The 14,328-nt window shown below is 50.8% G+C and carries 10 protein-coding genes; 4 read left to right on the forward strand and 6 right to left on the reverse strand.

The annotated features are described in order from the left end of the window. The first annotated feature begins 76 nt into the window (after nt 1-76). The gene (locus KB559_RS13310) at nt 77-1,213 is read left to right on the forward strand and encodes a DUF4261 domain-containing protein (protein WP_211022419.1); all 1,137 of its coding nucleotides are present in this window, start codon (nt 77-79) and stop codon (nt 1,211-1,213) included. Nucleotides 1,214-1,272: 59 nt separating this feature from the next. Here KB559_RS13310 and KB559_RS13315 read toward each other — a convergent pair whose 3' ends face one another. The 4 genes from KB559_RS13315 to KB559_RS13330 all read right to left on the reverse strand — a co-directional run bounded on the left by KB559_RS13315 (nt 1,273) and on the right by KB559_RS13330 (nt 5,832). After that, nucleotides 1,273-1,938, reverse strand: a complete 666-nt coding sequence (locus tag KB559_RS13315; protein WP_211022542.1) for an ankyrin repeat domain-containing protein — start codon at nt 1,936-1,938, stop codon at nt 1,273-1,275. A gap of 106 nt (nt 1,939-2,044) precedes the next feature. Next, nucleotides 2,045-3,526 carry an S-layer homology domain-containing protein gene (locus KB559_RS13320; RefSeq protein WP_211022420.1) on the reverse strand — a complete coding sequence of 494 codons (1,482 nt, stop codon included), beginning with the start codon at nt 3,524-3,526 and terminating at the stop codon, nt 2,045-2,047. A 133-nt stretch (nt 3,527-3,659) separates the two neighbouring features. Then, a complete protein-coding gene (locus KB559_RS13325; protein WP_211022421.1) occupies nt 3,660-4,355 on the reverse strand; it encodes a response regulator transcription factor in 696 nt (231 codons plus the stop codon). After that, the gene (locus KB559_RS13330) at nt 4,330-5,832 is read right to left on the reverse strand and encodes a sensor histidine kinase (RefSeq protein WP_211022422.1); all 1,503 of its coding nucleotides are present in this window, start codon (nt 5,830-5,832) and stop codon (nt 4,330-4,332) included. Before KB559_RS13330 ends, KB559_RS13325 begins: the two co-directional genes overlap by 26 nt. A 253-nt stretch (nt 5,833-6,085) precedes the next feature. Between KB559_RS13330 and KB559_RS13335 the strand changes: the two genes are divergently transcribed. Next, nucleotides 6,086-10,504: a glycoside hydrolase family 10 protein gene (locus tag KB559_RS13335; RefSeq protein WP_211022423.1), complete on the forward strand. Its 4,419-nt coding sequence runs from the start codon at nt 6,086-6,088 to the stop codon at nt 10,502-10,504. A gap of 72 nt (nt 10,505-10,576) precedes the next feature. On the opposite strand, the gene KB559_RS13340 is transcribed toward KB559_RS13335, so the two are convergent. Together KB559_RS13340 and hemH are read right to left on the reverse strand one after the other, a co-directional pair. Next, complete coding sequence (locus tag KB559_RS13340; protein ID WP_211022424.1) at nt 10,577-10,798, reverse strand: hypothetical protein; 222 nt, start codon at nt 10,796-10,798, stop codon at nt 10,577-10,579. 144 nt (nt 10,799-10,942) lie between these two features. Next, the gene (hemH, locus tag KB559_RS13345; protein ID WP_211022425.1) at nt 10,943-11,959 is read right to left on the reverse strand and encodes a ferrochelatase; all 1,017 of its coding nucleotides are present in this window, start codon (nt 11,957-11,959) and stop codon (nt 10,943-10,945) included. A gap of 226 nt (nt 11,960-12,185) precedes the next feature. Here hemH and KB559_RS13350 point away from each other — a divergent pair, with 226 nt between their 5' ends. Together KB559_RS13350 and KB559_RS13355 are read left to right on the forward strand one after the other, a co-directional pair. Further along, the gene (locus tag KB559_RS13350; RefSeq protein WP_211022426.1) at nt 12,186-12,758 is read left to right on the forward strand and encodes a TetR/AcrR family transcriptional regulator; all 573 of its coding nucleotides are present in this window, start codon (nt 12,186-12,188) and stop codon (nt 12,756-12,758) included. 32 nt (nt 12,759-12,790) lie between these two features. Next, entirely contained in the window at nt 12,791-14,242 is a 1,452-nt protein-coding gene (locus KB559_RS13355; protein WP_211022543.1) for a DHA2 family efflux MFS transporter permease subunit, read from the forward strand. Nucleotides 14,243-14,328 lie beyond the last annotated feature (86 nt).

Consider the following 14,328-nt stretch of genomic DNA (forward strand, 5'->3'; position numbering starts at 1 on the left):
GGCGTTGAATTGCCCTCTATAGGTTGGTAGAATATAACTTTATAGGACTATACTTCTATCTAAGGGAGAGAGAACAATGACAGCCCAACGGCAAGCGGCAATGGAGTCCATGATCGACTGGCTGGCGGATGAGCACGAACTCGGCCGGAAGCCCAGCAAGATCGAAATTGCAGGCGAATTTGATTTGCACAACATGCACTATTACATATTCAAGTATAAGAAAAACATGCTGGGAAAATGGCTTCTCGGCGTTTGCGGCGGTTATGAGCAGCCCTCCGACACCGAGCATTGCGGCCATGTGTTCAGCGAGATGCAGCTCTATGATCCGGCAACAGCGGAGCAGCAATCGATTGCGATGGTAGAAATGATCCGTGAATACTGGATGAAGCAGGCGGCGGCCATCGAGGCCGAGCAAAGCCAAAGCGATGAGAGCGAGCCGCAGAGCGAATCGTCCGGTATTTTCAACGGATTCGTGCTGCTGAACTCGGCTGAATGCGATCTGGAACAAATCAAGAATAACCTGCTTCAGGACTGGAACATATCCTATCCGGCAGGAGAGGACGGCCGCGAGTCCAGGGAGCAGGAAGGGATTCTGGTCTTTGACGTAGACGGCTTCACTCTGGCCGTCAGCTTTGTTGATGCGCCCGTCCCGGACGGTGAGGCCGAACATTACGCGCAGGGCAACTATCTCTGGCCCGGAGGCGCGGACGTGGTTAAAACCCATGTCGCCCAAATCATCCTCGCAGTCTTTACCCGCTGGGGTTCCCCGCTCGACAGCGGCAAAATGTACGTCAAGCTGGCCGCCAGCTGCCTGAAGCTTCCTAATGCCATAGGACTCTATTCATCCGGCACTGTGTTTGAACCCGACATGTACTTGAAAATGGCGGATATCATGAAATCCGAGGGCGAAGAAGAGGAAGAGTTCCCTCTCCTCAATCTGGTCCATTTTGGCTTGGTTCGCACGGAATCCGGCACGAACGGATACACGAACGGTCTGAAACCGTTTGGCAAGGAGGAAATCGAAATTGTCGATAGTCAGGCCGATCCGGCCGATCTTCGCGAATTCCTGATTGATATTTCAAATTATGTCATACAATACAACGTCACTTTAAGACATGGGGAAACGATCGGCTTCAGTGAGGAACAGAAACTGCCGATTACGCGTTCGGAAGGCGTGTATGTTGATGGAGAAAGTCTAAAGATAGGTTTTTGACGAAGAAAAAAAGGATAGAGCGCCCATGATCAGGGTCTGCTCTATCCTTTTTCGAATTACTATTTTCCGCCCGCGGCGGTCAAAGCCTCCGCCATTTCATTATAGCCGCGGCTTATAGCATGCTGCAACGGCGTTACGCCGTCGTTGTCCGCCAAATTCACGTCGGCTCCGTACTGTATCAACAAGTTCACGATTTCCTGATGGCTGGTGCCCCCGTCTCCAAGGATGACGGCTTCAAGCAAGGCGGTCCAGCCTAAATTGTTGACGTGATCCACATCGACGTCGGAGTTTGCGAGCAGTTCCCGGACAATTTCGACATGTCCGCGGTCGGCGGCCGGAATAAGGGCGGTCCCTCCGAAGCGATTGGTAACGGTCGTATCGGCGCCTGCCGCAAGGGCCGCTTTGACAAAGTCCAGCTTGCCTTCCGCCCCTGCATAAAGCAGCGGATTATCCAGACGATGGTCCCGGATGTTGATATTCGCCCCCTGCTCAGCCAGAAAATGAAACAGTTCCAGTTGATTATTGTGAACGGCAATCATGGCTGAGGTCCGACCATTCTCGTCCGTAGCGTCGATATCCGCTCCGTCCGCTAGAAGCTTTACAATCGCCTCCTTGTACCCCAGTTCCGCTGCCTTCAACAGATCTTTGTTCAAGTTATCCATTTCGTTGTTCACCACCCGGTTTGTTTGCTGTTCTTCACTTGATAACAAGGAATTCATGTCCATCCTGCACCCCGAAAGAACGAGTGCCAAGATCAAAAGAGGAATACCGCGAAACATAACGGACCGGCCCCTTTCTGTTGATTTCAAAAGTTTCAGCATTTCCGGCAGATTACTGTACAATCAGTTCCGCTTGGGATGAGCCGGCCCAGTCGCCAACGGGAGTAACGGTATAGGTTGCGCCTTTTTCCAATTTGCCGCCTTGCTCCAAATCGAATACGCCCGTCGCGCCTTTACGGCTTGAATATTTATAAGCCGCCGTCAGCTTGCGCCCCTGCGCATCGGTTAGCTCCACGCGGCGCCCGGAGAACATTTCATCTCCCGGATCGGCCGTCAATGTAAGAGTGAACGAGGTATCGTTCGTGGCTTCAGCTCCGGCGATTTGTAGCGGCGCAATATCTTTGGCTATGAAGGTCGGGTTAGCGATATCCGCCCATTCCGAGGTTACCGTGTATTTTACCCCAGGCTGCAATGCCTGGCCTTCCGGCAAGCGGAATTTAGGCTCTTGCTTACCGTCCGTGGACTGGGTAAACGGCACGTATTTTGCGATCATCGGCTGTCCGCCTTCCGGCGTAATCGTCACCGCTCTGCCTTGACCGGAAGAAATGATCTGATAAGTCTTTCCGTCCGCTCCGTTATTCTCATCCAGCACGAAGGCATTAGCTCCGCGGCCTCCGCTATAGGCGGAGATGACATAACCGTAGTCTACGACCCCGTTTTCCTTGAGGGCCTCCAATTCGAAAGTATCGTTCGCAATCTGTCTTGCTTCGGTCATATCCAGCTTCACTGCATTGCCTTCAAAAGTCCCCGCCGCTTGGCCCTTATAGGTCAGGTTGTAAACCGTTCCCGGCTGTTGGACAGAGGTCGGAACAATATAAGTGGCTTTCGAACCCGTTTTTAAGCGCGGCATGTTGGTTAAGGTAAGCCCGCCGTTAAAGGCAAAGTCTTCTTTGGCCTTGGCAAAGGCTTCATCATTTGCGGTCAATGGAGCATCGAAGGTCACGATTAACGTGATGGCATTCAGCGCACGCACGCTTGTAATTTTCGCCTCCGCCGAAGGAATCGCCTGGCGTGCGGTATTCAGCAGATAAGCTGCCTCTCCGCGGGTGACTGTAGCATCGGACGAACCGGAACGGCTACCCCAATGGTGGACCGATTTCAGGTCCCGGTTCAACGCTTTGGCCACGATTTGTTCCAGCTCCGCGCCAGTCACGGTTCCCTGCGGATAAAAGCGTCCATCCTGCACCGGCATAATATCCCGTGCCGTCAATTCGGCGGCATAATTGCTGTACCAGGCCTCCGGGTTTACATCTTCGAAGTTTGCCGAAGGATCTCCCTTCCCTTGCAGTCCAAATGTCAAAACCACCATTTTCGCCAGCTCCGCACGAGTGATCTGGTTTTCAACATGGATGGATCCGTCTTCATAACCGTTCATTACAGAAATTTGGGTAAGCTGGTTAGCGGCTTGTTCGATTTCCTGTGCGGATAATCCCGCTGAAGCCGCCTCTGCGTTCAAGGCACTCCATGGAAGGGTTGTCGTTCCTAAAGCCGCTGCCACCATCAGTGCAGCCAGCTTGGCAGAGTATTTGTTCATCGGTAATCCTCCTTAAGATCAATGAGTATAGTTGTGTTATCACCATACCCGTATGATAAAGGAGAGGTCTAAAATCTAAAGAAACCCGGGATAAACAGACTCTAAAATATTTATTAACAATTTCTAAACTCGGTCATACGGAAAAACGATAACCCGCTCCCCAAACGGTTTCTATATACTGCGGATTGGATGGATCCGCCTCGATTTTCTCCCGCAGCCTCCGAATGTGCACGGTAACGGTAGCGATATCCCCATTGGAGTCCATCCCCCAGATTCGTTCAAACAGCTCATTTTTACTGAAGACGCGGTTCGGATGGGTGGCCAAAAACTCAAGCAGACTAAATTCCCGAGTCGTAAAGGGCACCTCCCGATTCCGCACATAAACCCGGTGAGCCGCTTTATCAATGACGAGCCCGCGGATATGAATTTCGGGCCTTTGAAGCGGCTCCTGTTTGCCCAACAGCCGTTCGTATCTCGTCAGGTGGGCCTTGGCTCTTGCAACCAGCTCGCTGGGGCTGAACGGTTTGGTCACGTAATCGTCGGCTCCGAGGTTGAAGGCCCGGATTTTATCGATCTCTTCTTTTTTCGCGGAAACGATCAGGATCGGTACTTCCTTGGCTTGCCTGATTTGGCTGCATAACTCAAAACCGTCCATCCCGGGAAGCTGCAAGTCGACAATAATCAGATTGTAGTCCCCTTGGAGGGCAAGCCGTAAACCCTCGGGACCCGTATGGCATAAATCAACGTTAAAGCCGTTCAGTTCAAAATAATCCCGCTCCAGTTGAGCGATCGTGGTTTCGTCTTCAATGATTAGAATCCGAGCGGCCATAGCCTTCCTCGCCTCCTTCGTTCGTTATCCGCCGCAAAGTAAAGAACAGGCTGGTGCCGGTTCCGAGTTCGCTCTGTACCCGGATCGAGCCACCGTGCCCTTCGATAATCTGACTCGCGATGGCCAGTCCCAGCCCGCTGCCGCCCGTCGAAGAATTCCGGGAAGATTCCGCGCGGTAGAAACGCTCAAAAATATGAGGAACCGCTTCGGGCGGAATGCCGGCCCCGTTGTCTCTGATTTCGATGGTTACCCACTCCGCAGAGGTATGGACGGAAACTCGAATAATCTTGTGCGGCTTATCCATGAAGTTTTGGGCGTTTCCGATGATATTGAGTACCGTGCGCTTCAGTTTCTCCAGATCGGCAAGGACCTCGATCCCCTGTGATGGACGTTCTCCCCATTGCAGGGAAATCTCGCTCTCTTCCAAGACATAACGGAGCTCATCAATGCAATCGTCCAAAAATCCGACGATATCTACAGGCTCAAACGCGAACGGGACTTGCTTCAAATCCAGCTTGGAGTATAGAAACAGCTCGTCGACGAGCTTATCCAGATCGGCGGTTTTGGAATAGATGATGTTTACGTACTTGTCCATTTTCTCCGGCGTATCGGCCACCCCGTCCCGAATGCCTTCGATATATCCCTTTATGTTTGTGATAGGGGTGCGCAGATCATGCGAGATGTTCGAGATGAGCTCTTTTCGGTTTTCCTCGTCCTGCAGCCGGAGTTGGACCGATTCGTGCAACCTTTTCCGCATATTCTCGAACGCTTCGTTCAATTGGCCGATTTCGTCCTTCGAATGCAAATCCAGCGAAAATTGCAGGTTGCCCTCCTTAATGTGATCCGCCGAGTTTCGAAGCAAATCCAGCGGCTTGACCACGCTTCTGGTAATCCATCGGTATAGCAATACGTTCGCCACCACGACGACGCCGATAAGAAGGAAGACGAGAATCGGGAGCAGCTTACGGGTCACTTCGCCGAAGGGACTTCTTTCTCGAATGACGAAAACACTGCCCTTGGCGCCGTCCGAATAGCGGAAATCGAATTTCGCGTAAGCGTAGAACCGCTCACCGATATTGAAGGTATTGCGAATCTGGTTGTTATTTAAGTCATATGGCGGCAAATGCTGCTCTAATGCCGGTTGGTTAATCGTAAACGACTCGAACACTTGATTGCTTTCCCGGCGGACGAAGAGTCCGGCCCGCACCGTCCTGAGCTTGAAATCATAGTCTTTCAGAAGCTCCTTATCCTGCAGCTGGTCCGGCTCATTTTTGGCGAGATATTTCAGTTCCAGGAAAATGGACTCCTCTTCTTCGGTCAAAGGGTTAAGCTGATAATGCACCTTATAAAAATCCCGGATGCCGTGGATGTCGCCTGTTGCCGCGATCGTAAACAGACCTGCGGTCACGACAACTACCAGCAGGCTGATGATAAGCATGCCCGTGTATGACAGCAATAATTTTACCCTGATGGACAAGCCGCTCACCTCACTGCGATCGATAATAAAAAATGTAACCCTAGTATGACACATCCCCTCTTTAAAGGAAATCCGGAAAGGAATATGCCTCATTTCGAGATTTATATAAGAAAAGTACGGAACATTCTTTAATTTCGAGTAAGACGGTGCTTCCCTGCCGATGGTATCATTTGGGACTGAAAGGAGGACTTCACGCAATTAAATGTAAGCGCTTAACCTACTTAACCAAACTTTTACAGGGGGAGTGCAATGAATGCGTAAAATCATCAAACAAGCCATCTCAATTTCCATCGCAGCGGCTCTGCTGATCCCGTCAGGCTGGTTCGCCCAAGGCGGCGGAGCAGCTGCAAACGCAGCAGAAGACACGGTAACGGTTTACCACGAAACCTTTGCGAACGGCGCGGGTATTGCCGGTCAGTCCGGCGGCGCGAAACTTACGCCTGTCACCGAGAAAGTATTCGACGGCAATGACGATGGGGCGGCACTGTATGTGAGTAATAGAGTCAACAACTGGGACGCTGCGGATTTCAAATTCAGTGACCTCGGTCTCGAAAACGGCAAGACATATACGGCAAAAGTATCCATCTATGTCGACGCCAATGAAAATGTGCCCGAAGGGGCCGCAGCCGCGCTCCAAACCGTAGAAAGTTATGAGAATTACGCGGAAACAAGTTACGAAGCCGGCAAGGCAGTTATTTTGACGAAGGAATTTACAGTCGATACGAGCAAAGACAAGGCCTTGCGCATTAATTCTAACGCGGCTGGCAGTGCGGTGCCTTACTACATCGGCGATCTTCTAATTACAGCCAAAAATACAACCGGAACTACGGAGAAGGAAGTATACCGCGAAACCTTCGCTAACGGCCAAGGAGCGGCCGTCCAGTCTGGAGATGCCAGCCTTACGACGGTGACAGGCAAGGTGTTTGACGGAAATGAAGATGGGGCCGCTTTATACGTGAGCAATCGAGCAAATAACTGGGACGCCGCAGACTTCAAGTTTACCGATCTCGGCCTGGAAAACGGAAAAACCTATACGGTAACCGCTGCTGTTTATGTTGACCCTGACGAGGTTGTGCCCGCCGATGGCAAAGCCGCGCTCCAAACTGTAGAAAGTTATGGAAATTACGCGGATGCAAACTATGAAGCTGGCAAAACCGTCATTTTGACGAAGGAATTCACGGTCGATACGAGCAAAGACAAGGCCTTGCGCATTAATTCTAATAAGGAAGGCAAATCTGTTCCCTTCTACGTAGGTGATGTAAGAATCACCGAAAAAGTAGCCTCCGGCGGTGAAGAAGAACCGCCTAGAGAACCAGCTCTACCTTTTACAACTATCACTTTCGAGGATCAAAAGACTGGCGGATTTGTGGGCCGGGGCGGCGTTGAGACGCTCACCGTTACTGATGAAGCCAACCATACCGAAAACGGCTCTTATGCCCTGAAGGTGGAAGGCAGAGAAAAGGACTGGCACGGACCGTCACTCCGCGTGGAGAAATATGTGGACAAAGGCAGCGAATATAAAATTTCTGCCTGGGTCAAGCTGATTAGTCCTGCGAGCTCGCAGATTTCATTGTCTTCCCAAATTGGCGATGGAAGCGCTGCGAATTACCCTGAACTTGCCAAGAAAACAATCAGTGTCGGCGACGGCTGGGTGCAGTTGGAAGGAACCTATCGCTATAACAGCGTGGGGGGCGAGTATTTAACGATCTATTTGCAAAGCCCTAGTGTGGACACCACCTTCTATATCGATGACATCAGCTTTGAGAAATTGTCATCGGAGCCGATCGAAATTCAGAAGGATCTGATTCCGATCAAAAATGCCTACCAAAACGATTTCCTGATCGGCAACGCCATTTCAGGCGAGGATCTGGAAGGCTTACGACTTGACTTGCTGAAAATGCACCACAATGTCGCTACCGCAGGCAACGCCATGAAGCCGGATGCGCTGCAACCGAAGAAGGGCGAATTTTCCTTCAGCGGGGCGGATGCCATGGTCAATAAAGTTCTCGCGGAAGGCATGGAAATGCACGGACACGTGCTCGTATGGCATCAACAGTCCCCAGCCTGGATGAATACGACCACGGAGCAAGGAAACACGGTACCTTTAAGCCGTGATGAGGCCCTTACGAATTTACGCACTCATATCAAGACCGTCGTAGAGCATTTTGGCGACCGAGTGATTTCATGGGACGTTGTCAACGAAGCGATGAGCGACAATCCGAGCAACCCGACCGATTGGGAAAACGCGCTGCGGACGGCTCCTTGGAAAACCGCCATCGGACCGGACTACGTAGAGCAAGCATTCCTGGCAGCCAGAGAAGTGCTCGATGAACACCCTGAGTGGGATATCAAGCTTTACTACAACGACTACAACGAAGACAACCAGAATAAGGCTACGGCCATCTACAGCATGGTTAAAGAAATTAATGATAGATATGCGGAGACGCATCCCGGCAAATTGCTCATCGATGGCGTCGGTATGCAAGCGCATTACAATGTAAACACCAATCCGGAAAACGTCAAACTATCCCTGGAAAAGTTCATTTCTTTGGGCGTGGAGATCAGCGTTACCGAGTTGGACATCATGGCCGGCGATAAGTATCAGCTTTCCGAGAAGCTGGCTAGCGCGCAAGGCTATTTGTACGCACAATTATTCAACCTTTATAAAGAAAACGCCGAGCATATCAAACGCGTAACCTTCTGGGGTCTGGACGATGGCTCAAGCTGGAGAGCGGAGAACAATCCACTCTTGTTCGATAAGCAGCTTCAGGCCAAACCGGCTTATTACGGCGTCATCGATCCAGATAAATTCATTGAAGAACATGAGCCGGATTCATCGAATGCTAACCAGTCCACTGCGAATTATGCTACTCCTGTCATTGACGGAACCATCGACACGGTATGGAACCAGGCTCCAGCCATGTCTCTGAACCGGTATCAAACGGCTTGGCAGGGTGCAAACGGCGTAGCTAAAGCCCTGTGGGACGATCAAAACTTGTACGTTCTGATCCAGGTGAATGACGCGCAGCTCGACAAGAGCAATGCAAATGCTTGGGAGCAGGATTCCGTCGAGATTTTCCTGGACGAGAATAACGCTAAGAGCACGTTCTATCAGGACGATGACGGACAATTCCGCATCAATTTTGATAACGAGACTTCATTTAGTCCGGAAAAAATCGGCGAGGGCTTTGTTTCAGCCACCCAGGTTTCCGGAACGAACTATACGGTTGAAGTGAAGATTCCGTTCAAAAAGATTACCCCAAGCAACAACGTGAAGGTCGGCTTTGATGCGCAAATTAATGACGCCAAAGACGGCTCCCGTCAAAGCGTTGCCGCCTGGAATGATACCACCGGCAACGGTTATCAGGACACCTCCGTATACGGTGTGCTTACCCTTACGGGCAAACCTGGCAAACCGGGCGATAACGGGAACGGCAACACTGGCGGTAACAGCGGCGGCAGCGGGGGAACTAGCGGAGGTTCGGCGACTCAACCGAAACCAGTTGAACCGGCTGGCGGCGTAATCAAACCGGAGGTAAAAGTTACAGGAGGAGTCGCCACGGCGACGGTTTCCGGCGACAACCTGAAGAAGGCCCTTGAGCAAGCAGCTCCAACGGCTAACGGTAAGAAACAAATCTCCATCGAAGTTCCTCAGCAGGCAAACGCGACATCTTACGAAGTGCAATTACCGATTCAAAGCCTGAATAGTCAGGAAAACTTCGTGATTCTATTGAAAACGGAGCACGGCACAATCGAGATTCCGAGCAACATGTTGTCCAATGTGACAGAGAATGCAGGGAAAGTCTCCATCCGCATCGCGAAGGCTTCGTTGGATGAGTTAGATACAGCTTCCCGGGAAGCAATCGGCAACCGTCCGGCGCTTGATCTGAGCATTGCTGTTGATGGCAAGGCCATTGCCTGGAACAACCCGAAGGCGCCTGTCACGGTAGCTATTCCTTACAAGCCAACAGCAGCGGAACTTAGCAATCCGAATTCCATCGTAGTTTGGTACATTGCGGATAACGGCAGCGTGACCCCGGTTCCAAACGGCAGATATGATGCTGCAAGCGGAAATGTCGTTTTCCAAACGACCCACTTCAGCAGCTATGCCGTTGCTTATGTATCCAAATCATTCGGCGACCTGCAGAACGTGCCATGGGCGAAGCAAGCCATTGAGGCCATGGCCGCGCGCGACGTGATCCGAGGAACGGCGGAGAATGACTTCTCCCCTGCCTCTTCCATTAAACGTGCCGACTTCATTGCCCTTCTGGTCAGCGGCCTTGAATTGAAAGGCTCCGGCAAGGGTCAACCAGCGGCATTCAGCGATGTTCAGCCAGACGCTTCCTATAGCGATGAGCTGGCGATTGCGAAGGAGCTTGGGATCGTGACCGGGTACGCGGACAACACGTTCAAACCGAACAGCCCGATCTCCCGTCAGGAGATGATGGTGCTGACAACCCGCGCATTGACGGCCGCGGGCAAGCAAGCCGCAGGCAGCGCTACTTTAGATGCTTATACGGATGCGGCGCAAATTGCCGACTTCGCTAAAGCCAGCGCAGCTGCCCTTGTGCAAGCCGGCATTGTCAACGGCAAAGACGGTAAGATTGCACCGGCCGAAGCGCTCACCCGCGCCGAGGCGGCGGTGATTTTGTACCGGATTTGGAAGCTGTAGTTGACGACAAAGAACTAAGCTATGAACAAAGAACCCGCTCATTTGAGCGGGTTCTTACCTTTTTCCAAAGGCTCAGGATTTAACTTCCTCATCAAGGCTCTCTACTGCCGTAAAGAATACGTCCAGAAGCTCCATGGAGAAATTGTCTTTTACATAACCGGCCATTTGGTTCAGTTCTTCCTTGCTCTTATATTCCAGGCAGGCGCGGCCTTCGCACCATAACACCGAACAATTAAACTTCTGTCTCAAATGCTCGATGACGTAATCCTGATCCACCCATTCACGAACACCCATTATGCTTCTTTCCGTCTCCTCTCTTCTACTCTATTTTCGGTTCTTTTATCCGAAGCCTATCTTATCTCTATTATTCAAATTTTAATTATTTTTTCGGTGAGATTTATCACACATAAACTTCATGGCAGTCGATCCGCAAACAGATTATGACCAGCCTCCGACATTCCGCTCAACCAACCCCGCTAGGAAATCCAGCCACTCCGGCTGGTCATTCAAGCATGGTGCATATTGATATTGATCGGCTTTTCCGCCGGAGGCACCAAAGTGGCCCCGTCCTTCAATATCCAGCTCATACAGTGTCTCCAGACAGTCGGTCACGAAGCCGGGGGCAAACACCAGGGGATTTGCGATCCCTCGTTCCGGCAGGCTCCCGATCACCTGTTCCGTGGAAGGCCCAATCCATTCCTCCGGTCCAAAACGAGACTGGAATGCAATCTGCCAGCTGTCTTGACGCCAGCCCATCGCCTCGGCGAGCAGCCGCCCCGTTTCTTTGCACTGTTCCGGATAAGGGTCCCCGGTATCCGCATATCGCTTGGGAATGCCGTGAAAAGACAACACGATCTGATCCGGCTCCCTGTCCAGCTGTTTCATGCAGCGGAGCAAATGCGCCTTCATTACGGAAATGTACCCCTGATCGCAATAATAAGGCTCAACGAACCGCATCGCCGGAACATACCGCTTGAGCGCCGGGCCCCTAGAGCTGTTGCGGCCCAGCGCCGCAAAACAAGCTTGATCATATACGGAAGCCGTTGTCGTGGAAGAGTACTGAGGGAATAACGGAACGATGAGAACACGGCCGATTCCCGCTTGTTCAAACTCCCGCATGGCCCGCATGATGCTATTTTCACTGTACGCAAGTCCCAGTTCTACTTGGAATCTCGGCCCCAACCTCCCCTGCAACCCGGATTGCTGGCGCTGGCTGTATACCAAGAGCGGAGAGCCCTCCTCGCTCCAGATTTGCCTGTATAATTGGGCCGACTTCCGGGGCCGCGTCCGGAGGATGATCCCCCGAAGTACCGGCTGCCAGACCAACGGATTCGTATCCACGATCCGCCGGTCGGACAAGAACCGCCGCAAATAAGAGCGCACCGGCTTCGCCTCCGGCCGTTCCGGCGTTCCGATCTGGGCCAGAATGACACCGATTTTAGGATTGGATCTCAAAGGCAACAACTCCGTTTCTATGGTTTTCGGTATAAGTAAATTACAGGAAACATACACGAACGATGCTGTATTTACAGCCATTTTAAGGCAACCCTTCTCCTTTTTCAGCGACATAAAACTCAAGTGGGCCATATTTTAAAAGTGCCTAACTTCACAATTGACACCCATTAAAATTTAAAATAATATACTCTAGACCGGTCGTTATAATTTTAAGGGGATCATCTGTATGAAGAAGAAACAGGATACCAAGGAGATCATTTTGCAATGCGCAACCCGCTTGTTTCAACGGCAAGGCTATAACGGAACAGGGCTTAATCAGATTATTGAAGAAAGCGGTGCTCCCAAAGGTTCCATCTATTATCACTTTCCAAACGGGAAGGAAGAAATTGCGGTCGAGTCCATCGCGATGATGAGAAAGATGTTGATGGAAGGAGCCGAAAAGGATTTAGCGGAAAAAAATTCGGCGATCGAAGCATTCCGGTATTATATCCATAATATCGCCGCCGTTTTTGATAATCAGGGGAGTTGTGCGGAGGGGCTGTCCGTCGGACTGATCGCATTCGAAACTGCCTCGACGCATGAGAAGCTACGCAATGCCTGCGAAATGGTGTTTAAAGATTGTCAGTCTTTATACGCTCATAGGCTTGAACAGTGGGGATTCAAACAAGAAAGAGCCGAAGAATTAGGGGTTACGATTACGGCCATGATCGAAGGGGCTTGTCTTCTGTCGATCACCTATAAATGTGGAGATCCGCTGCGAATGATCGCAAAGCAGCTGGAGTTTTTATTAGACAAATAAACAGAGAGAATGTGGGAGGAACCAGAATGGATATGAGCAATACGCAAGCGAAGACGGGAGAAGTGGCAATCGGCAATTTACGTACCGTTCCGATCATCATTTCCTTCGTTGTTGCGGGATTTATCGGCTTGTTTAGTGAAACGGCTTTAAATATGGCATTGACAAATTTGATCGAAAATTTCGGTATTCATGAAACGACAGCACAGTGGTTGACCACCGGATACTTACTTACACTCGGCATATTGGTCCCGGTATCAGGGCTGATTATGCAGTGGTTTACGACAAGACAATTATTTATTACGTCGATTATGGCTTCCATCATCGGCACGCTCATCGCAGCGGTCGCTCCAGGCTTCGCGGTATTAATGATCGCACGCGTTGTTCAGGCTATAGGTACAGCGTTATTGCTTCCTTTGATGTTCAATACGATTTTGTTAATCATTCCGCCGCATAAACGCGGAAGCATTATGGGGATCATCGGTCTGGTCATTATGTTTGCGCCTGCCGTGGGACCGACCATTTCAGGACTGATTCTGAACAATTTGACCTGGCACTGGATTTTCTGGATTTCGCTGCCGTTGCTGGTCGGGGCACTTATTTTCGGCTGGTTCTTTATGCAAAATGTAACGACTCCAACAAAACCAAAAATCGATGTGCTTTCCATAGCATTATCCACGGTCGGATTTGGCGGAATCGTATTTGGATTCAGCAGTGCCGGAGAGGGAGGCGGCTGGGGAAGCCCCACCGTTATTGCTTCTATCGTCATCGGTGCCGTTGCGCTGGTCCTCTTTTCAATCCGGCAAGTCAAGATGCAGCAACCCATGCTTAACTTGCGTGCATTGAAGTATCCGATGTTTACAATCGGTCTGCTTTTGATTCTGGTCTGCATGATGGTCTTGCTCTCCACGATGATTCTTTTGCCGCTTTATATGCAAACATCGCTGGCTCTGACGACTTTTGCCGCAGGACTTCTTCTCTTGCCAGGCGGAGTCATCAATGGTGTTCTTTCGCCGGTCATGGGAAGATTGTTCGATAAGTTCGGACCTAAATGGCTGGTGTTGATCGGAACCGTGATCGTCCTAGGGGCTATGGTCGGGTTCTCGACGATTTCGATCGAAACGAGCTCGGCGTTTATCATTGCCCTGCACATCGTTACGATGGTGGGTATATCCATGGTGATGATGCCGGCGCAAACCAATGGTCTGAATCAGTTGCCGCGTGAGCTGTACCCCGATGGAACAGCCATTATGAACACATTGCAGCAAGTGGCCGGTGCGATCGGAACGGCAATCGCCATTTCTATTATGTCTTCCGGTTCGGAAAAGTTCATGACTACCGTTAAAGATATTTCAAATCCGTTAAACCCGCTTCTCGCATTTACGGCGGGAGTTCAGAACGCATTTATATTTGCGATTATCATGGCCATTATCGGCTTTGTGATCTCGTTGTTTATTAAACGGGTCAAAGTCGAGCATCAAATATAAGTTCCCGAACCAGCCTTGCTATCTAGAATAGTGAGGCTGGTTTTTTGTTATACAGATGAGCCGAGCCATGAAACAAAAAAAACGCC

It is taken from the genome of Paenibacillus sp. Marseille-P2973 (assembly GCF_018101095.1).
GTDB classification, from domain to species: Bacteria; Bacillota; Bacilli; order Paenibacillales; family Paenibacillaceae; genus Fontibacillus; species Fontibacillus vini.

Bases quoted from the DNA above. Each gene is read 5' to 3' on its own strand.
- KB559_RS13325 (WP_211022421.1), bottom strand. From the start codon at position 4,355: ATGGCCGCTCGGATTCTAATCATTGAAGACGAAACCACGATCGCTCAA.
- KB559_RS13335 (WP_211022423.1), top strand. From the start codon at position 6,086: ATGCGTAAAATCATCAAACAAGCCATCTCAATTTCCATCGCAGCGGCT.
- KB559_RS13315 (WP_211022542.1), bottom strand. From the start codon at position 1,938: ATGGACATGAATTCCTTGTTATCAAGTGAAGAACAGCAAACAAACCGG.
- KB559_RS13320 (WP_211022420.1), bottom strand. From the start codon at position 3,526: ATGAACAAATACTCTGCCAAGCTGGCTGCACTGATGGTGGCAGCGGCT.
- KB559_RS13350 (WP_211022426.1), top strand. From the start codon at position 12,186: ATGAAGAAGAAACAGGATACCAAGGAGATCATTTTGCAATGCGCAACC.
- KB559_RS13355 (WP_211022543.1), top strand. From the start codon at position 12,791: ATGAGCAATACGCAAGCGAAGACGGGAGAAGTGGCAATCGGCAATTTA.
- KB559_RS13340 (WP_211022424.1), bottom strand. From the start codon at position 10,798: ATGGGTGTTCGTGAATGGGTGGATCAGGATTACGTCATCGAGCATTTG.
- KB559_RS13310 (WP_211022419.1), top strand. From the start codon at position 77: ATGACAGCCCAACGGCAAGCGGCAATGGAGTCCATGATCGACTGGCTG.